Raw genomic sequence first — 23,523 nt, 5'->3', positions numbered from 1 at the left:
GGCCCGGACCGGTACCCGGAATGGTGGTGAAGCTTGGCTATTTGGCTACTTGCCAGTAGATTTTATCCATCGTTTGGACGGGTTTGTCCGGATCTGAATTCTCCAGTTCAAGCATTAAAGAGGGCTTACATTGCATGACAACCGCCGGATCACCGAGGTCCGCCTGGACCGGTTTATCCGGGAGCGGATCAATCCCGCCGTCTACACCCGCAGCATTCCCCTGAAGCTGAGCAGCTGGGATGTGCCGGACGAACCTGTCTCCGTGATGGAGGCCCTGCGGCACGACTTCCTGCCTCAAGAACACGGTGCCGCCTGGGGCAAGCCCTGGGGGACCAAATGGCTTCGCCTGCAGGGCGACGTCCCCGAGGGCTGGGGTACCGGACCGGACACTGCGGTGGAAATCGTTGCCGACATCGGCTTCACCACCGAAGCCCCGGGTTTCCAGTGCGAAGGAATTGCCTGGCGGCCGGACGGCACCATCATCAAGGCCATCTCGCCGCGGAACCAGTACATCCCGCTGAAACTGCTTGGCAGCGGCATGTCCGTGGACTTCTACATTGAAGCGGCAGCCAACCCCGATGTTGCGCAGGGCTGGACTTTCGCCGCCACTCCTTACGGGGATAAGTCGACGGCGGGAACGGCCCCGCAGTACAGGCTGGGCACCATCGCCATCGCCGAACTCAATCAGACCGTCTGGGAACTCCAGCAGGACATCGGGACCATCGCCGGGCTGATGCACGAACTCCCCACCGAGCTCCCGCGCCGCCACGAGATCCTCCGTGCGCTGGAACGGATGATGGATCTGATGGATCCGGACGACGTCGCCGGCACCGCGGCAGCAGGACGCGCGGCGCTTGCGGAAGTCCTGTCCAGGCCTGCGTACGCCTCGGCCCACCAGCTGGTGGCGACAGGCCACGCCCATATCGACTCCGCGTGGCTTTGGCCTGTGCGGGAGACCATCCGCAAATGCGCCCGGACGTTCTCCAACGTGGTGGCGCTGATGGATGAGGACCCGGGCTTTGTGTTCTCCTGCTCCTCGGCGCAGCAGTTTGCCTGGATGAAGGAGTTCTACCCTGAGCTGTTCGGCCGGATCCGCGAGAAGGTCAAGGCCGGCCAGTTCGTTCCCGTGGGCGGCATGTGGGTGGAATCAGATACCAACATGCCCTGCGGTGAAGCCATGGCCCGGCAGTTTATTGAAGGCAAGAACTTCTTCCTGGACGAGTTCGGCGTCGAATGCCGTGAGGCGTGGCTGCCGGATTCGTTCGGTTACTCCGCAGCCCTGCCGCAGATCGTCAAATCAGCCGGCAGCCGCTGGTTCCTGACGCAGAAGATCTCATGGAACCAGATCAACCGGATGCCGCACCACACCTTCAACTGGGAAGGCATTGACGGCACCCGGCTCTTCACGCACTTCCCGCCCGTTGACACCTACAACTCGGAGCTAAGCGCGCGCGACCTCGCCCATGCCGAGCGGAATTACCGCGACCATGGGAGGGGCACCACCTCCTTGGTGCCGTTCGGCTACGGCGACGGCGGCGGCGGCCCCACGCGGGAAATGCTGGCAGCAGGCCACAGGGCTGCCAACCTCGAGGGCTCACCCAAGGTCAGGATCGGATCCGCCGAAAGCTTCTTCACCGAGGCGGAGGAGGAGTACACCGCCCTGCCCGTGTGGGCCGGTGAAATGTACCTGGAACTCCACCGCGGAACGTATACCAGCCAGGCCCAGACCAAGCGCGGGAACCGGCGCAGCGAACACCTCCTCCGCGAAGCGGAACTGTGGTGCGCCACGGCAGCGGTCCGCACGGCCGGCGCCTTTGAGTATCCGGCTGCTGAACTGAAGCGGCTCTGGCGGCTGGTCCTGCTGCACCAGTTCCACGACATCCTGCCGGGCAGTTCCATTGCCTGGGTCCACCAGGACGCGGAACGGAACTACGCCGCCATCAGCGAAGGCCTCGAAACCCTGATCGGCCAGGCGGCAACCGCCTTGTTGGGTGAGGGCTCACAGACCTTCCTGCTTAATGCGGCGCCCCATTCACGGAGCGGCGTTCCCGCCCTGGGTGTGGCTGAACCGGCAGCCGCCAAGGAGCCGGTCCAAGCCACCGCTGCCGACGACGGTTATGTGCTGGACAACGGCGTGATCAGGGCCGTCCTGGATTCCGATGGGCTCCTTGCCTCCCTCACGGACTATGCCACCGGGCGCGAGGCCATCGCTCCGGGCACCCGCGGAAACCTGCTCGAGCTGCACCGGGACACCCCCAACGAATGGGATGCCTGGGACATCGACGAGTTCTACCGCCGGAACGTCAAACCCCTGACGGAAGCACAGGCAGTCAGCCTTGAGCGCTCCGGCACCAGCGCTGTTGTGGTGGTGAACCGGGTTGCAGGCTCGTCGCCGGTGACCCAGCGGATCCTGCTTGAGGCCGGCAGTGACTCCCTGAGCATCACCACTGCCGTTGACTGGCAGGAGCACGAGAAGCTGCTCAAGCTGGGCTTTCCGCTGGACGTGAGGGCGGACCGCTCGGCGTCGGAGACGCAGTTCGGCCACGTCTTCCGGCCCACCCACGTCAACACCTCGTGGGAGGCAGCGAAGTTCGAAATCTGCGCGCACCGCTGGATCCACGTCGCGGAGCCGGGGTACGGCGTCGCGATTTCCAATTCGTCCACGTACGGCCACGATGTCACCAGGAGCATCAGGGAGTCCGACGGCGGCACCACCACGGAGGTGCGGCTGTCCCTTTTGCGGGCGCCCAAGTTCCCGGACCCGGCGGCGGACCGTGGCCAGCACGAACTGACCGTGACAATACGGCCCGGTGCGGGAATTGCGGAAGCCGTGGAGGAGGGCTACCGAACCAACCTCGTGCCGCGGCTGGTGCGTGGCGCCCATGGCGCTGAACCGCTGTTCGCTGTGGACAACCCAGCCCTCGTCATCGAGTCCGTGAAGCTTGCTGAAGACGGCTCAGGCGATGTTGTGGTGCGGCTTTACGAGTCTTTGGGGCAGCGCTCCATAGGTTCCCTTACAGCTAACTTCCCTGCGACATCCGCCGAGGCCACTGATCTGCTGGAGCGGACCACAGAAGCTCCTGGCGTCCGGATTTCCGCCGGCGATGCTGGTAAGCACGCCGCCGCGGAGCTTTCGCTGCGTCCCTTCCAGCTCGTGACCTTGAGGTTCGCGAGGTAGTTTTCCCCGGCCGGGTGGCTGGACCAGGCCACGCCAGGGCAGGGGCCTTAAACAGGCTGAGTGGGGGCGGTCCCCAACGGCCCGCCACCACTCATCCCCCCAATGCGCGCAAAAGATCAAAAAGCCCGGGCGTCCAAGAAGTTATCCCCGTTCACAAACCCCGGTACCCACCTTCACACATTCATGATTGTGTCATATCTAATGATTTTGTGAAAACACGGAATGGTTACTTTTCAGTAGATGTCCTTCTGGGAGTCATCTTTCCACCGTGCCGCACCCTTGCCGCCCAGATCAGAGCCAGACCAACCACAAAACAGAGCACCGCCGTGTAGTTGATCACAAACCTGAGGGAACCCGATTCGGGGGGGATCAGGGGGAACAGAAGGCTCAGGCCGATGGCAACCGAACCGGTGGCCAGCAGGAGGGCTGCCATCCGGACGAGCGGTGGGAGAGTGCTCCGGCAGGCGCGGCACATCGCCGGCAGCAGAACCAGAGCCACATAGGCGGGATAGGCGCGGCCGGCGGCGGCGTAATACTCAACGAGCACCTCATTGGGGCCGTCCTTTGCAGACAGGGCGCTCAGGCCCGCTGAAGAGCCTGCTGTTTCCATCATCAGGAACACGGCTACCACCACCACGGAGATGACGGCCAGCACGGACATCCCGACGCGCCCGGCGATCAGGCGGTAGGCGTCGGCGGCGTTGAACCCCCTGGTGATCCGGATGCCCACGAAATAGATGGCGCCGAAAATCACAAAGCGGAGCAGGAGGTTGGCTGCGTTGACCCCGCCCATGGCTTGGTCGACTGCGAGATATGGTGCCTCGATGCTCAGGAGGATGGCCAACGCCATCAACGCGAAGATGTAGAAAAGGGAGCGGTTCTCGCCCCGGACGGCGCTGGGAACGCGGGCCGCCGCCACCACAACGCAGATGGCCAGTGTTGACCACTGAAGAATTGCGATCATCCCAGGTTCTCCCAGATCTTTTCGGTTTGTTCCTGGTCATGTTCGTGCCGGCGCAGAGCCCGGCCGAGGGCCTGAAGCCGCTCTCCCGCGAGTGTGGTCAGCTCGCCGTCGGAGAGGCCGGCCAAGGCGGCCTCGCGGGCTCCCGGGGCCCAGCCTGCTTCGGCCTCCGTGACCAGGCCGGTTGCCACCAGGCCGTTGGCCGGTCCGACGCCGGCCGCCAGGGAGGTGGCCACTGCCAGTTCCGGGGCCAGCCTGTTGGCGGTCAGCTGGGCCGAATAGTTCTGCGGGGCAATCCCGGTGGCCTCCGAAACGCGGTGCCGGAGCTCGCCGTCGTCGATTGCCTCTACCCAGTTCTTCACTGACGTGGCATGCGGGGGCGGTTCCAGTGGCGGCGCACCGTGGGCCGCCACCGCCCCTGGTTGTCCGTCCGGCTCTGCCCCCGCAGGGGTGCCAACCGAGCGCGCCAGGAGCGCCCGCAGGAGATCTGCAGTGGCGATCTGGCTGACCAGCTCGGACCGGGTGGGCGCAGGCGCCTCCTCCGCCGTCAGGGGAATGTACGTCTCGAAAGCTGCCAGCGCAGTGAGCGGATTGACGTTGTAGGCGCGGCTGATGCTCACCACTGTTGACTCCGCCACCTTTCCGCGGACCAGCTGCTGGGCCAGTGTGGTCCGCTTGATCCCCGAAACCCGGCAGACGTCTGAGATGCTGGTTTCCGGGGCGATGCCTTGCAGCCAGCGTTGGAACGCCTTGGCGGAAATGGGCATGAACGGCTCTCTGCAGAACGGATGATTGCCTTGATTTTAGCCTGACTTTGGGGAGCGGTTTGGTGCGGCGTGCGGAGTCGACTATGCTTGATGGTCGAGCCCGTTGGTCCGTACACCCCCCAAGTCCGGATCGGCGGGCTCTTTAGTGTCCCGGTACTTCGCGGAGCGCCAGGCTGCGGAATTTCCCGCACTTCCGGGCTGATTCAGGCAGCTCCTCCGGCCCGGCGGCAGCGAGAGGAAAGACCCACACCATGACTGCAACCCTTGTTGCCAAAGACCTTTCCGGTGGCCATGATCACCGCACCCTGTTCTCGAAGCTGTCCCTCACTGTTGCCCCCGGCGACGTGGTGGGCGTGGTGGGTGCCAACGGTGCGGGCAAATCCACCCTCCTGCGCTTGCTGGCCGGTGTGGACGAGCCGCAGGGCGGCGCCGTGAGCCTGGCGCCTTCGGACGCCTTCGTGGGGTGGCTGCCCCAGGAGCACGAACGCGTGGCGGGGGAGACCGTGGCCGCCTACATCGCCCGCCGGACCGGTTGCGCCCAGGCCACGGCGGAGATGGAGTCCACTGCCGAGGCGCTGGGCTCCGGCGCTCCCGGCGCAGATGACGCCTACTCCCTGGCCTTTGACCGCTGGATGGCTTCCGGGGCGGCCGACCTCGACGAACGCATTCCGGCCGTTCTTGCCGACCTCGGCCTGGAGACCGGTGCAGAGGCGCCCATGACCGGGCTCTCCGGCGGCCAGGCCGCACGTGTGGCCCTTGCTGCCCTGCTGCTGAGCCGCTTCGATATTGTCCTGCTGGATGAGCCCACCAACGATCTTGACCTCGCCGGCCTGGCCAAGCTGGAAGCCTTTGTCCAGGGCCTGCGCGGCGGCGTGGTGCTGGTTTCGCATGACCGCGAGTTCCTGGCCCGCTGCGTGACCACCATCGTGGAGCTGGATCTCGCCCAGAACTCCGTAGCGGTTTACGACGGCGGCTACGAGGCGTTTCTCGAAGAGCGCGCCGTTGCGCGCCGGCATGCCCGCGAAAAGTTCGAGGAGTTCGCCTCCACCAAGGCTGACCTCGTCTCCCGGGCACGGACCCAGCGCGAATGGAGCTCGCAAGGCGTGCGGAACGCCATGAAGAAGAGCCCGGACAATGACAAGATCCGCCGCGCCGCCAGCACTGAGTCCTCGGAGAAGCAGGCACAGAAGGTCCGGCAGATGGAATCCAGGATCGCCCGGCTGGACGTGGTGGAGGAACCGCGGAAGGAATGGCAGCTGCAGTTCACCATCGGCCAGGCTCCGCGGTCCAGCGCCGTCGTGGCAACTCTTCGTGATGCGGTGGTGAAGCAGGGCAGCTTCACGCTTGGCCCGGTCAATCTTCAGCTCAACGCGGGGGAGCGGATCGGCATCACGGGTCCCAACGGGGCAGGAAAGTCGACGTTGCTCCGCCTGTTGCTGGGCGTCCAGGAGCCAGACTCCGGGAAGGCGGCCATGGGCGCCTCGGTGGCTGTCGGCGAAATCGACCAGGCCCGCGGCCTGCTGGCCGGGCACCTCAGCCTGGGTGACGCCGTCGAGGCCGTCCTCACGGACCTGACGCCGGCTGAAGTCCGTACCCTCCTGGCCAAGTTCGGGCTGAAGGCTGACCACACTGCCCGTCCGGTCGAGTCCCTCTCGCCGGGGGAGCGCACCCGGGCGGCCCTGGCCCTGCTGCAGGCACGCGGGGTGAATTTGCTGGTCCTGGATGAGCCCACCAACCACCTCGACCTGCCCGCCATTGAGCAGCTGGAAGAGGCCCTGGGAAGTTATGAGGGCGCGTTGTTGTTGGTAACCCATGACCGGAGACTGCTCGAAAACGTCGAGCTCGATGTCCGCTGGAATGTTGAAAATGGGATGGTAACTGAATTGATGACCGGCGCAACGGAGCAGCAGCGATGAGCATGGATGGCGTCGCCTGGCACTCCCTCTACAACATTTCCCGGGCCAAAAACGGGTCCAAGCCGTTTTCAAAGGCCACCCTGAAGCGGGTCCTGGGCTTCGCCCGCCCGCACCGGACCAAACTGATAGCGTTCGTGGCGCTGTCCGTGGTGATGGCGTTCCTTGCCGTGGCCACGCCCGTCCTGGCCGGCCAGGTGGTGGACGCCATCGTGGCTAAGTCTGGTACCGACCAGGTGATCCGGCTGGCCCTGCTGATCGCGGTGGTTGCCGTGGCCGAAGCCGGTGTGGGGCTCGTGAGCCGGTGGCTGTCCTCCAACATCGGCGAAGGCGTCATTGTGGACCTCCGCACGCGGGTCTTTGACCACGTGCAGAAAATGCCCATCGCGTTCTTCACCCGGACCCGCACCGGCGCCCTGGTCAGCCGGCTCAACAACGATGTCATCGGCGCCCAGTCCGCGTTCGCCGGCACCTTGTCCGGGGTGGTCAGCAACGTAGTGGCCCTTATCCTGACCCTGATCGTGATGCTGGGAACCTCCTGGCAGGTCACTGTGCTGGCCATGATCCTGCTTCCGATCTTCCTGATCCCCGCCCGCCGTATGGGCTCCCGCCTCGCGGACCTGCGCCGCGAGGCTGCCGAGCACAACGCCGCCATGGGTACCCAGATGACCGAGCGCTTCTCGGCTCCGGGAGCCACCCTGGTCAAGCTGTTCGGCAGGCCGGATGAGGAATCCCGCGAGTTCGCGGTCCGGGCCGGCCGGGTGCGGGACATCGGCGTCCGCACGGCCATGCTGCAGTTCACGTTCGTCACCGCCCTTACCCTCGTCTCCGCCCTCGCGCTGGCGCTTGTCTACGGGCTGGGTGGCTGGCTGGCCATCGGCGGGCAGCTTGCCGCTGGCGACGTCGTGGTGCTGGCACTCCTGCTCACCCGCCTCTACGCCCCGCTCACGGCGCTGTCCAACGCACGCGTGGAGATCATGAGCGCCCTGGTCAGCTTTGAGCGCGTCTTCGAAATCCTCGATCTCAAACCGCTGATCCAGCAGAAGCCCGGCGCGGAGGCCGTGCCGCGCGGCCCGGTGAGCGTTGAGTTCGACAACGTCCGCTTCGCCTACCCGTCCGCGGACAAGGTCTCACTGGCCTCGCTGGAGGAAGTCTCCACGCTGGACACCCGGGGCGGCGAGGAAGTGCTGCACGGCATCAGCTTCCGCGTGGAGCCCGGACAGACAGTGGCCCTGGTGGGGTCCTCCGGCGCCGGAAAATCCACCATCGCCCAGCTCCTGTCACGCCTGTACGACGTCGACTCCGGGGCCGTGCGGCTCGGCGGCAGCCTGCCCAAATCGGGGCTGGACGTCCGGGACGTCACCTTCGATTCACTGCGCGACACCCTGGGTATGGTCACCCAGGACGGCCACCTCTTCCACGAATCCATCGCCTCCAACCTCCGGCTCGCCAGGCCGGACGCCACCGAGGATGACATGTGGGAGGCCATCCGTCAGGCCCGCCTGGAAACCATGATCCGGTCCCTGCCCGATGGCCTGGACACTGTGGTGGGCGAGCGCGGCTACCGGCTCTCCGGCGGAGAACGCCAACGGCTCACCATCGCCCGTTTGCTGATCTCCGAGCCCCGGGTAGTGATTTTGGACGAGGCGACGGCCGCACTGGACTCCACGAACGAAGCAGCCGTCCAGGCAGCCCTGGGCGCCGCACTCGAGGGGCGCACCGCCGTCGTGATTGCCCACCGGCTGTCCACCATCCGCGCCGCCGACGTCATCCTGGTGGTGGAGGACGGGCAGATCGTGGAGCGCGGCTCGCACACCGAGCTGCTCGCAGCTGAAGGCCGCTACGCCGAGCTGTACAGGACGCAGTTCGCCGAAGCCACGGCCGTGGCCGAGGAAGCCGTTCCGGAGTACTGACCCCTGATCGAGTGGTGGGATCCCGGCGCTAAAGGAGCTTCTTAGCGCCGGGATCCCGCCTTTGGATGTTGGGTGACGCGAGCTCCGGCAGGATGTGGTCCGTCAGGAGCGGCGCCAGGTCCGTGGGGTGTGCCGCGCCGCGGGCCAGAGCGGCCAGGTCTAGCCAGCGGATCTCGTCGATTTCGCCGGCGGGGTGGGCGGTCCAGGTCCCCGGCGCCCTGAAAACCGTTGCCTCGATGTCCGTGGCGGCCTCGTTGGCGGCATCGGCAATCCAGACGCCCATCAGCTCCAGCTCGCCCGGCTGCACCACGATCCCCACTTCTTCCCGGAGTTCGCGGGCGGCGGCCTGGACAGCGGATTCGCCGGCTTCCGGTTTGCCGCCGGGGTGCATGAACATCCGGGTGCCGCGTTTGCGGACGGTCAGGAGCCTCCCGGCGTCGTCGAAGACACAGATGGCGGAGACAACAATGCGGGCTTTCACGGTTCCGAGCCTAAGCCGTCGGCCGGCATCCTGTGCAGCCGCGAGGTGAGCTGCAGGTCCTTGAGCGGCCCGCTGACTTCCCACGTGTAGCCGAACCGGTCCGGGCCCCCATAGGTGTAGCTCACGCGGTACGTGTCCGGATCGCACCAGTGGTTGTCGTGGCTGGCGTCCGGCGCGAAACTCATCCGGTGGAAAGGGCGGCCGTCGGCGAAAAACACGTCCAGGGCAGCCGCTTGGCCGGAAGCCCTGAGGAGGTATTCCCGTGAGGCGGGACCTGTAAAAGCAGGCCAGCGCATGGTGCCTTCCTCGTGGAAGGCCAGGCCGCCGTCGTCGGTGGGGGAAAAACGTACGACGCCGGAAAAGGTTCCGTGGGTGCCGGTGGCGCGGTCCAGCAACTGGCGCTCAACAGCCCAGGTTCCGGACCGCCCCGACCCCGTGGCGGGGCCCAGCAGGTACGCGCGGAGATCAAACGCCGGGACGGACAAGTTCAAGTGCCCTCGATTGGAATCGAACCAACGACACCGGCTTTAGGAGAGCCGTGCTCTATCCACTGAGCTACGAGGGCATGTTCCCGGTCGATCCGGCAGGGCCGGTCCGTCCGGACACGGATACCAGCATACAAGGTGCGCGCCCGTACTACGCTCTTGGCATGAGATCAGCCCCGTCCTCCGCTTCCGCAGTGGCGTATATTCCCGATACAACCTCCACCCGGCAGTACATCGGCGCGTGGTCCGTCCTGAGCGTGCTGCAGTATTTTGCGGCGGAGGCAGCCGTGATCGCAGCGTGGGCAGGCCCACGGCCCTATGACCTCCGCACCGGCTACATCAGTGACCTGGGGGCCATCTACTGCGGGATCTACGATGGCCGCGAGGTCTGCTCGCCGTTGAACTGGCTGATGAATGCTTCGTTTGTGGTGCAGGGACTCGGGATGGTCCTCGGAGCGTTGCTGCTCAGTACCGGGCTGTTGTGCGTGGCCGCCCGGGCAGGCACCCCGGTTCCTGCTGCCCGCAGGAAACCCTGGCTGGCCGCTGCGGCGGTGCGTATCCTGACCGGAACCGCCGGTGCAGGAACAGTGCTGGTGGGATTGGTGCCCGAAGACGTGGGCTCGTTCTGGCACTACGTGGGCGCTGTCATGTACTTCGTCGCCGGCGCGCTCGCGCTCCTGGTACTGGGCCTGCTGTGGCTGCACAAGACCCCGCTGGCATGGTTCATCCTGGCCTGCGGCGTGGTGTCCGCTGCTGCGCTCATCACCGCCGGGGTGACCGGACTGAACGTCCCGGAGCCGGGCACGCTGGAGCGGCTGATGGGCTACCCGGTGACCGTGGGTGTTGCGGCTGCGGGGCTGGTGATCGCGCAGCGGGTGCACCGGCACCGCCAGGCAGCCGCCGAACTCCGGCTGACGGCAGCTGCGGGGCGGCCCTAGTTCGTGAAAAACTCGCGGAACTTGCTCAGTGATTTTCCCCCGGAGTAGCCGAGGGCATCAGCCCCGGTGGACACGGAGTCGTCCGGCGAGAAGATACTGATGGCGAAGGAACCCGACTCGAGCTCTGTTGTTTTCGCCAGCATCGGCGGGAGCGCTTCGCCAAGCACTTCGGCGAGGCCTGCCTCGTCCTGGCTGTTGCCAACCAGCTTCACATTGATGAAGTTTCCCGAGGTGTTCAGGTTGACATTGACCAGCGCCGACTCAACGCCGGGAACGGACATGGCGGCTTCCTGCATGTCGCTTTCCAGCCGTTCAGCATTGGACGGGCCTTTCGCCACGCACGCCGATATGCCCAGGACGACCAGCCCTAAGGCCAGCGCTCTGGCAATGGTAAGGAGGTGGCGCATAATCACTGCTTTCGGGAAACGTTGGACACCGTGGAGCTCACTTGGCCGGCATCCATAGTCAGGAATCGTTGGGTTGACTGCTGTTGACTGTACTGGGCGAGCGGCCCCGCGGCCTCGTGCTCGCTGACAGAATCCACGTAGCGATAGGCGTCGTGATAGTTGATGCCGGCGATCCCGGGGTCGATGTCCGGGTTTGGCATAGTTACGATGGTGGCCCCGTTGTCCTGGGTGGTGGAGACGATCCCGCCCGGCCACGCGGTGGCGTCGGCCAGGTCCACTCTCGGTACGGGATCTCCGGCGTGCTGCAGCGCCAGGACATCGATGGACGGCGGGATGGGCGTCGAATCCACAGGTGAACCGAACGTGACGACGTTGGTGACGTTGAAGCGGTCGGTGAAGCCGGCGTCGGAAGCGAGTGCGGCAGCGATCATTCCGCCTTGGGAGTGCCCGGATAGCATCACCGGGGCACCCGCGGGAATGCCGGCGTTCTCCATGGCCAGCCGGACGGCTTCGGCTGCGGTGGACAGGTTGCCACCGGCCAGTTGAAGGTTCCCGGTGAGGTCGGTGGGATTTTCGGCGCCGTCGGGCAGCCACCGGGTGGTGCCGGGGATGCTGACAATGTACGCGGGCGGTTCGCCTGGTTTCTCGACGGTGGTGATGCGGATGCCCGTGTCCGGGGTTCCGGCCATGCCCGGGTCGCTGTAGGCAGCGTCCGTGGCGCTAAGTACAGCGCTGATGGTGGACGGGACCGGTGTCACCGTCCGGCCGTTGCTGTCGGTTTCCTCCGGCGTTCCGACGCCAACAGGGATGGGGTCTCCGGCGACCGGCCGGCCGTCGTCAAGGTAATGAGGGTTGATCAGCCCCAGTGTGAAGGTGGTCGAGCGCAGGTTGTCCACGGCGGTGGCCAGCAGCAAACCGTTGGCGAACAGCTCTGTGATGGATGGTGGCTCACCGGATGTCATCCACCGCCAGCCCATGTCCAGAACGTTGCCGGTCTGGTCGAGGACATTTCCCTGCGCGTCCATGAGGTTCCGGATGGGAAGCGGTGCGGCGTCCTGAACGGCATTCCAGGCGCCGCCGAGCGCGTCCTGGACAGTGTCCGTGACGTTTCCGGCCGTATCCCACAGGTCCCCGGCGGCGCCGGCTACGGAATCCACCAGCGAGTCGAAGAACGATGGCGCATGCGGAGCGGTCAGTCCGCCCGATCCCTTGCTGCTGGCCGCAATCTGTTCCTCGACGTTGCGCCTGACAGCATTCGAAGCGGCCTTGAGCGCTTGCGCTGTACCGATCAGCTTTGTCCTGTGGCCGGTCCATTCAGCGGTGAACTTCTGTGCGTCTCCACCCTTCCAGGGCGAACCCTGGATCAAGGGTGTGAGGCTGCTGCCGAGGGCTGTCAGCCGGTCGCTGGCCCGGGCAAGTTCTTCGCTGAGGCGCCGTCCGCTCTCAATATCCATTCCGTAGAGGGTCATGATCAGGCCGCCTGTTCCGCGACACTGGCGAAGTACTCCCGCGCACCCAGCAGGCGCCACGCGAACTCCCGTCCGATGGCATCCGAACCAACCGGAGCAAGGGCGGATCCGTCACCGGAGGGATTGGTCCCTACCGCATACAGGTGGTCGGTCAGCGTCCAGACATCCCAGCTGCCGTGGGCCGGAGCGCCGGCCGGAGCGGGACTCGGCGTCGGACCTGAACCGGCAACGCGTGATCCCGCCGGGTGGGCCGATACCTGGAGGTGAATGGTGTACCTGGCAGCCGCAACGGTTTCGCCGGCGGTGGCTGCCGGTGACTTGGGCAGCCCGGGTACTTCTGGAATGTCCGGGAGGTGGCGCCTGATGGCGGCCCAGGCATGTTCCTCAGCGAAGAAGGAAATTTCGACGGCGTCGCGGACGTCCGTGACCTCTACGCCGGCTTCCCCGTGACGTATCCGCCGGGAATAAGTGACTCCGATGCCCCGGCCGCCTGCGAGGGCGAGTTCGGTGTGGACGGACAGGTCCGCCGACTGAACCACCGCAGCTGCCCGCAAGGGGCCGAAAGCCGAAATCCAGACGGCCAGCACCCACTGCCGGGTAATGGTGCCGCCCGCGTCAACAATTCCTGCAAGGCGCAGTTCGGCCTCGAGAGCCTGAACGGCCTCGGTATCCATCTCCCGGACGGCCTGGGCCTGGACTGAGCCGGCATAAGCGGAGAGGTCAGCGTCCGGCTCGTGCGCGAGTGCCCCGGCGGCCTTGTGGACAGTCAGTGCCCAGGCCCGTCCGCTGATCTTGACGACGTTGAGCGCAACGTCCGTTCGTGATTCCCCCAAGGATTCCCCCAATATTGTGCCCGCAGAACGCAGGCAGTGGCTGTATTTCACACACTAGCGGGACCTTGCTCCCCGCGTGAATGGGGAGAACTATCCGGCCACTTGGCGCTGCGGCTTTTTCCGCAGGAACACTGCGGCCGCACCGGCAAGCAGGCTGAGGACCAGCAGCACCCAACCAGCGATCGTCAGCCCGGACGCCAAGGCGACCTGGCCGGCGTCGGGCGTTTCCGGTCCAAAGAGGGCATCGATGGCTACGTTGCCCCACAACCTGACCACCACGAACAGCAGCGGGAGCGCCCAGAGCGCCCAGCGGATGGACTTCCTGGCCACGTTCGTCCCTATCAGGAGCAGCCACGTAAAACCGAAGATGAGCGGGAACAGGGTGCCCGCCGTCTTGTGGAGGTAGTTGAGCTGGCCGCGGGCGTCGCCATCCATCGCATCGCGCACCTGGCCTGCGTACCCTGGGTCAAACCCGCCCACCAGCGAATCCGGCATGGCAAGTCCGCCCGAGAGCTGGGTCAGCTGGTTCAGCGTCAGCAGGTGGAGGTACCAGAACAGGAACAGGCTGACCACCACGCCGGCGATCAAAATGAGGTTGCTGTTGTTTTGGGCCTTCTGCGGCGACCGTGCCGTGGTGGGGTTGATGACGGGCGGCAGGTTGTGCTGTGGAACAACAGCCTTCGAGCCATGCTTCTTGATCCGCTGCGCTGGGGTCTTAGCCATGGCACCATTATCCCGCCCCATAAACTGGGTCAATGACCACTGGCCGGCACAGCGCCCTCGAACTTGATCCCACCCTGGACGACTACCAACTGGCAGCTGCGCTGGTCCGGGAAGCAGGCCAACTGGCGCTTCTCATGCGGATGGCCGGGCTGCAGTCGCAGCAGAAGACGTCGGTCTCGGATATTGTGACGGCCGCGGACCATGCCGCTGAGGCGTACGTGCTGGGGCAGCTGCGGCGCTGCCGCCCGGAGGACGGGATCCTCGGCGAGGAGGGCGCCTCGGTGGCCGGAACCAGCGGCCGCACCTGGGTCATAGATCCGGTGGACGGCACCTACAACTTCCTGCATGGGTCCACCTACTGGTGCTCGGCCATTGCCCTCAAGGACACCGCCGACGTGCTGCTCGGGGCGATCTTCCAGCCGGAGGAGGACAAACTGTGGCTCGGCGGCACTGCACAACCCACCACTCTGAACGGTGGGGCTGTCACCGCGTTCCGGAACGACGGCGGTGCCCGCAACTCAACCCCCCTCGCCGAATTCGGCGCCGCCACCTACATCCACCCCACCTGGCTGATGGATCCGTTGTGTGCCATGCCCTGGCATTCGGCGGCAACCTCCGCTGCCGCCCTGCGGATGTTCGGCTCCGGATCCTGCGACCTGGGCCGCGTGGCCGACGGGCAACTGGGCTGCTGGTTCCAGCACAGCTGCCCGGAATGGGACTGGCTGCCCGGCAAAGCGATCGTCCGCGCCGCCGGCGGCGCCACGGAGACGGTGCGCGTCAACGGCCTGGACTGGTTCATGGCAGGAGGAACGACGGCGGTGCGCGAGTTGCGGACGGCCCTTGAGGCCGGCTCGGTCACCTGAGCCCCCTTTCCGGGGGACGGTTGTCCGGATATCCACAGGCTGAAGTGACTGTCAGCCCTACCGCCTAGACTTGTACGCACCATGGATATGTTGTTTGACCCGTACTCTGACGGACCGTTCAAGGCCAGTTCCAAAGCTGCCGCCATCACCAAGTCGCGCCCGGAGGGCTTCGCTGCGTTCCCGGAATTCGGTGGCGGCGGGTCTGCTTCCGGAACCGGGGGCGGCGCCGAGCGCAATCCTGAACACCGCCCCGAACCCGGCACCCAGAACACGGGTTGGGCCAGTCAGCAGCCCGCCGGCGAGGGCAACAGCGGCCAGGGAAACCATGAAACGCAACACCGGCCCAATGCCGCCGAACTCCTTGAGGGCCTGAATCCCCAGCAGGAGGAAGCGGTCAAGCACGCGGGGAGTGCCCTGCTGATTGTGGCAGGTGCCGGTTCCGGCAAAACCCGTGTGCTCAGCAACAGGATCGCTTACCTTATTGCCACCCGGCGCGCCCATCATGGTGAGATCCTTGCCATCACCTTCACCAACAAGGCCGCCGCTGAGATGCGGGAACGCATCTCGGCGCTGGTGGGCGGACGCGCCAAGATCATGTGGATCTCCACGTTCCACTCCTCCTGCGTGCGCATCCTGCGGCAGGAGGCCGCGAACGTCGGGCTGAAGTCCAACTTTTCCATTTACGACTCCGCTGACTCCCTCCGGCTCGTGACCCAGGTGTCCAAAAGCCTGGACCTTGATCCCAAGAAGTTTGCGCCCAAGGCCATCCAGCACAAGATCTCGGCGCTCAAAAACGAGCTGATCGACGCCGATTCCTACGCCCTCTCGGCCAACCACAACGATCCCTTCGAATCAGCCGTGGCGGACGTCTTCAAGGGCTACACCCAGCGGCTCCGCCAGGCCAACGCCATGGACTTCGATGACCTCATTGCCGAAACCGTCTACATGTTCCGCGCCTTCCCTGCGCTCGCGGACTCCTACCGGCGCCGGTTCCGGCACGTACTCGTGGACGAATATCAGGACACCAACCACGCCCAGTACGCCCTGGTCCGGGAAATTGTGGGGGAGGGTCCGGGGGCCTCCGAGCTCACCGTGGTGGGCGATTCCGATCAGTCCATCTACGCCTTCCGCGGCGCTGACATCCGCAACATCGTCGAGTTCGGGAACGATTACCCGGATGCCCGCACCATCAAGCTGGAGCAGAATTACCGCTCCACCCAGAACATCCTCAGCGCCGCGAACTCGGTGATCTCGCGCAATCCCAACCGCCCCGAAAAGCGGCTGTGGACTGCTGAGGGCGAGGGCCACAAGATCATCGGCTACGTTGGCGAAAACGAACATGACGAAGCCCAGTTCATCGCCAAGGAGATCGACCGGCTGCAGGACGAGGACAACCTCCGCCCCGGCGACGTTGCCATCTTCTACCGCACCAATGCGCAGTCCCGCTCCATTGAGGACGTGCTGGTCCGCGTTGGCCTGCCGTACAAAGTGGTGGGCGGCACCAGGTTCTACGAGCGCAAGGAAATCAAGGACGCCCTTGCGTACCTGAGGGTCCTGGTGAACCCGGACGACGACGTCAACCTGCGCCGGGTGCTCAACGAACCCAAGCGCGGGATCGGCGACCGCGCTGAAGGAGCCGTGGCTGCGCTGGCACAGCGGGAACGGATGTCCTTTATGGCCGCGGCACGCCGCGCCGAAGAGGCCCCCGGCATGGCCACCCGCTCCGTCAACGCCGTCCTGGGATTTGTGAAGCTGCTCGATGACCTGGCTGAGGTGGCCACCGGCTCCGGGGCTGCCGCCGCGCTGGAGGCCGTCCTGGAACAGACCGGCTACCTGGCCGGGCTGCGTTCCAGCACCGACCCGCAGGATGAGTCCCGCGTGGAGAACCTGGCTGAACTGGTCGCCGTCGTGCGTGAATACGAACAGGAGAACCCGGAAGGTTCCCTGGGGGCCTTCCTCGAACAGGTCTCGCTCGTGGCGGATGCGGACCAGATCCCGGACGCGCCCGGCGCGGACATTGACGCCGCCGTGGCCGAAGCCAAACGGCTGGGTGTGGTCACGCTGATGACCCTCCACACAGCCAAGGGCCTCGAATTCCCGGTGGTGTTCCTGACCGGCATGGAGCACGGGCTGTTCCCGCACCAGCGCTCCGCCACTGATCCCAAGGAACTCGCCGAGGAACGCCGGCTCGCCTACGTGGGCCTGACGCGCGCCCGGAAGCGGCTGTACGTGACGCGCTCCGAGGTCCGCAGCATGTGGGGCCAGAGCCAGTACAACCCGGCCAGCCAGTTCCTCGAAGAGATTCCCGCCGAACTGGTGGAGTGGAAGCGTGAAGGCACCAGCAGGCAAACCGGCGGCTGGGGGAGTGGTGGGTCCATCGGCTCCAACCGGTACGGCGGATCATTCTGGGGCGCCGGGACATCCCGCGGCGCCGCGGCTGATTCCTCGGCAGGTTTCAATGCCGACGTCCCAGCCATCATTGCCAAGAACCGGGTCCAGCCGCAGAAAGAGATCGTGGCGGTCAGCGTGGGGGACAAGGTAAACCACACCAGCTTCGGCAACGGCACCGTTCTTGCCCTCGAAGGCGCTGGGGACAAGACGGTGGCCAAGGTGAAGTTCGGTGTCGGCGAGAAGCGGCTCCTGCTCCGTTACGCGCCGCTGACAAAACTGGACGCCTAAAGGGACTGCCAGCCTTGACCCGGGGTGACGGCTAAGGGGTACCTTCCGCGAAATTGTCTACCCGGGGTTGACGTACGCTCAGGAAAGCGTCCATGCTGGAACCATGTTAAGTAACCCCCGGGGCGACACCGTGTCGGCTGGCGCAGCTGGAACGGGCTGGAACACGGTGCTGTCCCACCGCCTTGCCGGGGACGGATCGCGGGAAGCGGCCGCCGCGAGGTTCACTGCTGCCAGAATCGGCCCGGCTGAGGTCCGGGCCGCGCTGTCCGACGGCGGGGACGCACTCTATGCGGCAGCGCGGCAGGGCAGCCCGGGCTGGGCTGCGCAGTTTGGCGGCAGCCTCGCCGTTGCCCTGCTCTCAGCCGAAATCAGCGTTTTCGCCGCACACCTGAACTCCCGGGCGTCCGGCATCCGCTCGGAGGCCGTGGCCGAACTCCTGGACGATTACAGCGCCGTCACCGTTGCAGCCGGCCTCGGCGTCTCCCGCCAGAAGGTCTACGAAATATCCCGTGGGGGCCTTCGCCCGCCGTACATCGACACTGTGCCTTGGAGGACTCCATGAAGCCGATCGAAGAACAGGTTCAACTGCCCGATCCCCGCCAGCAGTTTCTGGTCCATCCTCTGGACCTGCCGGCGGCGCGGAAGGAGTACCTGAAAGGCTGGTGGCTGGGGATAGCGGCTACACCGCAGGTCTTCACCGCCCTGCTGGCAGCCCTCTGGGCCGTCAGCAACAACCACGTCACCCCGGTCCTGGTGCCACTGCTCCTCGCCGTGGCCGCAGGCTTCACAGGGTCCCGTTTCACCAGGGCCGCGTGGGACTATATTCCCCGCCGGCGGCAGGACACGCGCCGCAGGCCCAGCCAGTTGGCTGCCGCCGAGGCTGCGATCAAGGCGCTCGCTCTCCTTGCGGGCCTGGCATTCTTCCTGTGGTGGGCGGCTGCCCAGGATTTCAGCAGCGATTTCATTGCCTACCCGCTTGGTACGGGCGCAGCCCTCATCCTGGTTCTGGCAGCAGACCTTGCTGTCAGGCTTGGCCGGGGCCGGGGCCGGGGCCGGGACAGGGACAGCGGCCGGGGCCGCGACACCGGCGGAGACATCCTTGGCGGTCTGCTGACTTTGCTCGTAGCTTCCGGCGCCGTTTGGGCCGGGTTTGCCCTGCTGCCGGGTGGCGCAAACAGCTTTCCCTGGTCCGGCCTGCTGGCCGGAGCCCTCACGCTGATGGTGGTGTGGGCACTGTGGTTGGCTTACTCAGCCCGGCAGGCCCGCCGCAACCATGCTCCGGCGCAGCCGCAGTCATGAAGCATAATGGGGACCATGCGACGGACTGTTCTGGGGATCTTCGCCGCCTTCTTTATGCTGGCGGCCACTGCGTGCTCCATCACCACTGAGGACCCCGGCTATGTTGCGCCGCCGCCGCTCCCGGCCCTGGAACAGCTTGAACAGGCAGCCCTGGTTGACCCGGCCGGGTACCGGTCCGGGGACAGCGTCATCTCTTTCATTACCGAAGACCGGAAAGTGGTCTGCTCGCTGACTGACGCCCGCGGTGAGCACCTGAACCTCCCTTACGAGGTGAACAGCTTCAGCGATGCGGACAACAACAAACTTGCCGTCGTCCCCGTGGCCCACTGCGGGCTTGCTGACTATCCCAAACCCGACGCCGGCGATATCACGGACGGCTGCGCAGGCACCGGCCTGGGCTATCTGGGCGGAACCGCACTGCTGACCCCGGACAAAGCCACCTACGGGGAGTGCCGCTCCGGCGTCACACAAATGGAGGCAGCCTACGGACCCAAGGGAAACAAGTCCGGCCCGCTGACTCAGCTGGCCGTCCTGGCGGAGGGGGCCAACCTGGAACGGAACGGGCTCCGGTGTTCGGCGTACAACGGCGGCGTGGCATGCGGAAATGTCTCTGCCGGCGTCGGATTCTTCGTTTCCCCGGAAAGCTACGAACTTAATTCAAAGCCAGTGGAAACCGCTGTGCCGGCACCGTCGGAGGCCTCAAAAACCCCGTAATCTAGGGGTTTTTCTACGCTCCATAGAATAGTGTCCTTACTCACATAAGCGGTAGTGTGGGACGGGCCGGTCCTTGATAAGGACTAGAGTTCCGAATGGAGCATTGCGCTGGGTGGCTGGTTTCCGTAACCGGCCGCAGGCGCTCAATCCGCAGCCCGGTCATCGTCTTCGATGGTGCCCGACTGTACAGAAACTACTTCGACGTAGAAGGACACTAAACCGTGGACCTGTTTGAATACCAGGCGCGCGATATGTTCGAGGCGCACGGTGTACCCGTGCTTGCCGGCATCGTGGCGTATACCCCAGAAGAAGCTAAGGCAGCTGCCGAGAAAATCGGCGGCGTAACGGTCGTCAAGGCCCAGGTTAAGGCCGGTGGCCGCGGTAAGGCCGGCGGCGTCAAGGTTGCCAAGACCGCCGATGAGGCACTTGAGCACGCCACCAACATCCTGGGCATGGACATCAAGGGCCACACCGTCAACAAGGTGATGATCGCCCAGGGTGCTGACATCGCCGAGGAGTACTACTTCTCCGTGCTGCTGGACCGGGCCAACCGCAACTACCTGGCCATGTGCTCGGTTGAAGGCGGCATGGAAATCGAACAGCTCGCCGTCGAACGCCCAGAGGCGCTCGCAAAAATCGCCATCGATCCCGCCGTGGGCATCGACCAGGCAAAGGCTGACGAAATCGTCGCAGCCGCAGGCTTCGCCGAGGAACTGCGCGGCAAGGTCGCCGCCGTGATCCTTAAGCTGTGGGACGTCTTCAAGAAGGAAGACGCCACGCTGGTGGAGGTCAACCCGCTGGTCAAGACCGGCGCCGGTGAAATCGTTGCCTTGGACGGCAAGGTTTCCCTGGACGAGAACGCTGAGTTCCGCCACGCCAAGCACGCCCTCCTTGAAGACAAGGATGCCGCGGACCCGCTCGAGGCCAAGGCCAAGGCGCAGGACCTGAACTACGTCAAGCTGGACGGCTCCGTGGGCATCATCGGCAACGGTGCAGGCCTGGTCATGTCCACCCTGGACGTCGTTGCGTACGCCGGTGAGAACCACGGCAACGTCAAGCCCGCGAACTTCCTGGACATCGGCGGTGGAGCTTCCGCCGAGGTCATGGCTGCAGGCCTCGACGTCATCCTGGGCGATGAGCAGGTCAAGTCCGTGTTCGTGAACGTCTTCGGTGGCATCACCGCGTGTGACGCCGTTGCCAAGGGCATCGTCGGTGCGCTGGCCGAGCTGGGCCACTCCGCGAACAAGCCGCTGGTAGTCCGCCTCGACGGGAACAACGTTGAGGAAGGCCGCCGCATCCTGGCCGAGGCCAACCACCCGCTGGTTACCCTGGCCGCAACCATGGACGAGGGCGCCGACAAGGCTGCCGAGCTCGCCAACGCAGCTAAGTAAGGGACGCACCATGTCTATTTATCTGAACAAGGACTCCAAGGTCATCGTCCAGGGCATCACCGGCGGCGAAGGCACCAAGCACACCGCCCTGATGCTGAAGGCCGGCACCAACATTGTTGGCGGCGTCAACGCCCGCAAGGCCGGCACCACGGTCCTGCACGGCGACAACGAAATCAACGTCTTCGGCACCGTCAAGGAAGCCATGGCTGACACCGGCGCCGACGTCTCCATCGTCTTCGTGCCGCCGGCATTCACCAAGAACGCCGTTGTTGAAGCCATCGAGGCCGGCATCGGCCTTGTGGTTGTCATCACCGAAGGCGTGCCGGTCCAGGATTCCGCCGAGTTCTGGGCGCTGGCCCAGTCCAAGGTTGACGCCGACGGCAACCAGGTCACCCGCATCATCGGCCCGAACTGCCCCGGCATCATCACCCCGGGCGAGGCGCTGGTGGGCATCACGCCGAACAACATCACGGGCAAGGGCCCCATCGGCCTGGTTTCCAAGTCCGGAACCCTGACCTACCAGATGATGTACGAACTGCGCGATCTCGGTTTCTCCACAGCGATCGGCATCGGCGGCGACCCCGTCATCGGCACCACGCACATTGACGCCCTGGCTGCGTTCGAGGCTGATCCCGAAACCAAGGCGATCGTCATGATCGGCGAAATCGGTGGCGATGCTGAAGAGCGCGCGGCTGACTTCATCAAGGCCAACGTCACCAAGCCTGTTGTTGGCTACGTGGCGGGCTTCACGGCTCCCGAAGGCAAGACCATGGGCCACGCCGGCGCTATCGTCTCCGGTTCCGCCGGAACCGCCCAGGCCAAGAAGGAAGCCCTCGAGGCTGCAGGCGTGAAGGTCGGCAAGACGCCGTCCGAGACCGCCAAGCTGCTGCGCGAAGTCTACGCAGCGCTCTAGCACTCAGTTACAAACAACGCGGGGTCACTCCCGCCCAATCCAAAGACTTGGAAGGGCGCGGAGCGACCCCGCGTTGCTGTTTAAGTTTCACCGATGTTTAAGTACGACGACGGATGGTCACCCGCCCAGCCAAGGTGACCATCCGTCGTCGTACTTTTGGCGTACTAGACTTTCGCGCCGGAAAGAAGTTCCTCCAGCCGCTCGTAGCCTTCGCTCAGGCCGCCTTCCATACCGGACTGCGCCATGCCGTCGCGCGCCTCCTGGGTGGGGTAGACCGAGTGGCCCCGCAGGCGGGTGCGTCCGTTGCCGAGGTCCTCAAAGGTCATGAACTCGAGGCTGACCACATCAGGGTAGCCGCCGAATTCGAAGGTCTGGATGGCGAACTCGTTCTCGCGGACGGTGTGGAAGATGCCCTTGAACTCGTAGGCGACGCCGTCCGGCCCCGTGTGCAGGTAGCTGTAGCTGCCACCGGTGCGGAAATCGTAGTGATCGATCTCCATCTTCAGGCCACGCGGCCCGAGCCACTGGACGATCAGGTCCGGTTCCTTGTGGGCGCGGAAGACTTCGGCGACGGGAAAGTCGAACTCGCGCTCGTAGTCGATGAACGGAAGGCCTTCTGGAACCGAGAGGTGCAGGGGGTTGCTCATGATGACTCCTTGGATTCTCTGCCATTCAGAGTGCCGCCGGCGTTGGCGGCACTGCGGGTGTTTGCTTGGAGCACGGCGTCAAGGCGGCGGAACTGCTCTTCATGGATCAGCCGGTACTGGTCGATCCACGCTGTGAGCGCCTCCAGCCGTGCCGGGTCCAGGTGGACGGGCCGGCGCTGGGCATCCCGCGAACGGGTTACCAGTCCTGCCTGCTCAAGGACCTGGATGTGCTTCGAGACCGCCTGCTTGGTGATCGCGAAGGGTTCCGCCAGTTCATTCACGGTGGCCGGGCCCCGGCTGAGCCGGGCGATGATTCCGCGGCGGACGGGATCAGACAGGGCCATAAAGGCCGAGTCCAAGGATCCGTTCTCCATGACGATCATCTGCCCTTCATCAACCAGAGGCTTGATCAACCATCTGGTTGTTTAAGAGTAAATCCGCCAGCCGCGGCGGTCAAGAGTCCCGGGCTTTTGTCCAGGGCAGGGTTGTTAGACGGCTGCGTGGAGTCCCGGGAGGGCGTGGACCAGTGCGGCCAGCTCGGGAACGTCGCGGGCCTCGGCGAGGGCACGCTCCAGGGTGGTGTCGTGGACCGGGCGGGCCTCTTCCAGCAGGGCGACCCCATTGGCCGTGAGCTCGGTGTAGATCCCCCGGCGGTCGTCCGCGCAGAGGATCCGTGTCAGCAGGCCCCGGTCCTCCAGGCGGTTGACCAGGCGGGTGGTGGCGCTGGCGCTCAGTGCGGTGGCGCGGGCCAGCTGCTGCATGCGCATGTGCCAACCGTCCTGCCGGCTGAGCGCGTCCAGCACGGTGTACTCCACCACGGACAGCTTTGACTCGGCCTGCAGGGAGCGTTCCAGCTCGCCCTCGATCAGGCCGTGCAGTGCCGCGAGTGTGCGCCATCCCTGTGCGCGGACCTCCACGGCGTCGTCCTTGATGCCCATTGTCTGTTCCT

Annotated in this window: 22 protein-coding genes and 1 tRNA gene; 11 read left to right on the top strand and 12 right to left on the bottom strand. The window is 65.4% G+C overall.

Annotated elements, in window-relative coordinates; translation table 11 throughout:
• Window positions 1-130: 130 nt before the first annotated feature.
• Window positions 131-3,178, top strand: coding sequence for an alpha-mannosidase (locus ACP7AX_RS02255; protein WP_426225244.1), 3,048 nt, complete (start codon window positions 131-133; stop codon window positions 3,176-3,178).
• Between the two features lie 226 nt (window positions 3,179-3,404).
• Here the strand turns inward: ACP7AX_RS02255 and ACP7AX_RS02250 are convergent, their stop codons facing one another.
• Together ACP7AX_RS02250 and ACP7AX_RS02245 are read right to left on the bottom strand one after the other, a co-directional pair.
• Complete coding sequence (locus ACP7AX_RS02250; protein ID WP_426225243.1) at window positions 3,405-4,142, bottom strand: hypothetical protein; 738 nt, start codon at window positions 4,140-4,142, stop codon at window positions 3,405-3,407.
• Window positions 4,139-4,906 carry a hypothetical protein gene (locus ACP7AX_RS02245; RefSeq protein ID WP_426225242.1) on the bottom strand — a complete coding sequence of 256 codons (768 nt, stop codon included), beginning with the start codon at window positions 4,904-4,906 and terminating at the stop codon, window positions 4,139-4,141. Before ACP7AX_RS02245 ends, ACP7AX_RS02250 begins: the two co-directional genes overlap by 4 nt.
• Window positions 4,907-5,157: 251 nt before the next feature.
• Here ACP7AX_RS02245 and ACP7AX_RS02240 point away from each other — a divergent pair, with 251 nt between their 5' ends.
• Both ACP7AX_RS02240 and ACP7AX_RS02235 read left to right on the top strand, forming a co-directional pair.
• Entirely contained in the window at window positions 5,158-6,822 is a 1,665-nt protein-coding gene (locus ACP7AX_RS02240) for an ABC-F family ATP-binding cassette domain-containing protein (RefSeq protein WP_426225241.1), read from the top strand.
• On the top strand, window positions 6,819-8,732 hold the full coding sequence (locus tag ACP7AX_RS02235) for an ABC transporter transmembrane domain-containing protein (RefSeq protein ID WP_131682371.1): 1,914 nt from the start codon (window positions 6,819-6,821) through the stop codon (window positions 8,730-8,732). The genes ACP7AX_RS02240 and ACP7AX_RS02235 overlap by 4 nt, the downstream gene beginning before the upstream one ends.
• A 28-nt stretch (window positions 8,733-8,760) precedes the next feature.
• Here the strand turns inward: ACP7AX_RS02235 and ACP7AX_RS02230 are convergent, their stop codons facing one another.
• The 3 genes from ACP7AX_RS02230 to ACP7AX_RS02220 form a co-directional block, all read right to left on the bottom strand.
• Window positions 8,761-9,213, bottom strand: coding sequence for an NUDIX domain-containing protein (locus tag ACP7AX_RS02230; protein ID WP_131682370.1), 453 nt, complete (start codon window positions 9,211-9,213; stop codon window positions 8,761-8,763).
• A complete protein-coding gene (locus ACP7AX_RS02225; protein WP_426225240.1) occupies window positions 9,210-9,704 on the bottom strand; it encodes a DUF6314 family protein in 495 nt (164 codons plus the stop codon). Before ACP7AX_RS02225 ends, ACP7AX_RS02230 begins: the two co-directional genes overlap by 4 nt.
• Window position 9,705: 1 nt before the next feature.
• Window positions 9,706-9,778, bottom strand: a tRNA-Arg gene (locus ACP7AX_RS02220).
• On the opposite strand from ACP7AX_RS02220, the gene ACP7AX_RS02215 reads away from it, so the two are divergent.
• Entirely contained in the window at window positions 9,752-10,636 is an 885-nt protein-coding gene (locus tag ACP7AX_RS02215; protein WP_426225239.1) for a DUF998 domain-containing protein, read from the top strand. The two genes, ACP7AX_RS02220 and ACP7AX_RS02215, sit on opposite strands and share 27 nt — an antisense overlap.
• On the opposite strand, the gene ACP7AX_RS02210 is transcribed toward ACP7AX_RS02215, so the two are convergent.
• The 4 genes from ACP7AX_RS02210 to ACP7AX_RS02195 all read right to left on the bottom strand — a co-directional run bounded on the left by ACP7AX_RS02210 (window position 10,633) and on the right by ACP7AX_RS02195 (window position 14,068).
• Window positions 10,633-11,043 carry a hypothetical protein gene (locus ACP7AX_RS02210; protein WP_131682368.1) on the bottom strand — a complete coding sequence of 137 codons (411 nt, stop codon included), beginning with the start codon at window positions 11,041-11,043 and terminating at the stop codon, window positions 10,633-10,635. The two genes, ACP7AX_RS02215 and ACP7AX_RS02210, sit on opposite strands and share 4 nt — an antisense overlap.
• Before the next feature lie 2 nt (window positions 11,044-11,045).
• Window positions 11,046-12,512, bottom strand: a complete 1,467-nt coding sequence (locus ACP7AX_RS02205; protein WP_426225238.1) for a hypothetical protein — start codon at window positions 12,510-12,512, stop codon at window positions 11,046-11,048.
• Between the two features lie 2 nt (window positions 12,513-12,514).
• Window positions 12,515-13,345, bottom strand: coding sequence for a hypothetical protein (locus ACP7AX_RS02200; protein ID WP_426225237.1), 831 nt, complete (start codon window positions 13,343-13,345; stop codon window positions 12,515-12,517).
• 90 nt (window positions 13,346-13,435) lie between these two features.
• On the bottom strand, window positions 13,436-14,068 hold the full coding sequence (locus ACP7AX_RS02195; protein ID WP_131682365.1) for a hypothetical protein: 633 nt from the start codon (window positions 14,066-14,068) through the stop codon (window positions 13,436-13,438).
• 32 nt (window positions 14,069-14,100) lie between these two features.
• Here ACP7AX_RS02195 and ACP7AX_RS02190 point away from each other — a divergent pair, with 32 nt between their 5' ends.
• The 7 genes from ACP7AX_RS02190 (at window position 14,101) to sucD (ending at window position 21,927) form a co-directional block, all read left to right on the top strand.
• Window positions 14,101-14,931 carry an inositol monophosphatase family protein gene (locus tag ACP7AX_RS02190; protein WP_426225236.1) on the top strand — a complete coding sequence of 277 codons (831 nt, stop codon included), beginning with the start codon at window positions 14,101-14,103 and terminating at the stop codon, window positions 14,929-14,931.
• A gap of 81 nt (window positions 14,932-15,012) precedes the next feature.
• Window positions 15,013-17,610: a DNA helicase PcrA gene (pcrA, locus tag ACP7AX_RS02185; RefSeq protein WP_426225235.1), complete on the top strand. Its 2,598-nt coding sequence runs from the start codon at window positions 15,013-15,015 to the stop codon at window positions 17,608-17,610.
• Window positions 17,611-17,713: 103 nt separating this feature from the next.
• Window positions 17,714-18,172 (top strand): hypothetical protein, encoded by a 459-nt coding sequence (locus ACP7AX_RS02180; protein WP_426225234.1) that lies wholly within the window; start codon window positions 17,714-17,716, stop codon window positions 18,170-18,172.
• Window positions 18,169-18,909, top strand: coding sequence for a hypothetical protein (locus tag ACP7AX_RS02175; RefSeq protein WP_426225233.1), 741 nt, complete (start codon window positions 18,169-18,171; stop codon window positions 18,907-18,909). The genes ACP7AX_RS02180 and ACP7AX_RS02175 overlap by 4 nt, the downstream gene beginning before the upstream one ends.
• Window positions 18,910-18,915: 6 nt before the next feature.
• Complete coding sequence (locus tag ACP7AX_RS02170) at window positions 18,916-19,623, top strand: hypothetical protein (RefSeq protein WP_426225232.1); 708 nt, start codon at window positions 18,916-18,918, stop codon at window positions 19,621-19,623.
• A gap of 221 nt (window positions 19,624-19,844) precedes the next feature.
• Window positions 19,845-21,014 (top strand): ADP-forming succinate--CoA ligase subunit beta, encoded by a 1,170-nt coding sequence (gene sucC, locus ACP7AX_RS02165; protein ID WP_131682361.1) that lies wholly within the window; start codon window positions 19,845-19,847, stop codon window positions 21,012-21,014.
• Window positions 21,015-21,024: 10 nt separating this feature from the next.
• A complete protein-coding gene (sucD, locus tag ACP7AX_RS02160; RefSeq protein WP_131682360.1) occupies window positions 21,025-21,927 on the top strand; it encodes a succinate--CoA ligase subunit alpha in 903 nt (300 codons plus the stop codon).
• Window positions 21,928-22,091: 164 nt separating this feature from the next.
• On the opposite strand, the gene ACP7AX_RS02155 is transcribed toward sucD, so the two are convergent.
• From ACP7AX_RS02155 to ACP7AX_RS02145, 3 genes are all read right to left on the bottom strand, one after another.
• Window positions 22,092-22,574, bottom strand: coding sequence for an SRPBCC domain-containing protein (locus ACP7AX_RS02155; RefSeq protein ID WP_131682359.1), 483 nt, complete (start codon window positions 22,572-22,574; stop codon window positions 22,092-22,094).
• The gene (locus ACP7AX_RS02150) at window positions 22,571-22,957 is read right to left on the bottom strand and encodes a metalloregulator ArsR/SmtB family transcription factor (RefSeq protein ID WP_131682474.1); all 387 of its coding nucleotides are present in this window, start codon (window positions 22,955-22,957) and stop codon (window positions 22,571-22,573) included. Before ACP7AX_RS02150 ends, ACP7AX_RS02155 begins: the two co-directional genes overlap by 4 nt.
• A gap of 105 nt (window positions 22,958-23,062) precedes the next feature.
• A complete protein-coding gene (locus ACP7AX_RS02145; RefSeq protein WP_426225231.1) occupies window positions 23,063-23,512 on the bottom strand; it encodes a MarR family winged helix-turn-helix transcriptional regulator in 450 nt (149 codons plus the stop codon).
• Window positions 23,513-23,523 lie beyond the last annotated feature (11 nt).

This window comes from Pseudarthrobacter sp. DSP2-3-2b1, assembly GCF_049895945.1.
GTDB lineage: Bacteria > Actinomycetota > Actinomycetes > Actinomycetales > Micrococcaceae > Arthrobacter.
This window is presented reverse-complemented; position numbering and strand designations above follow the sequence as displayed.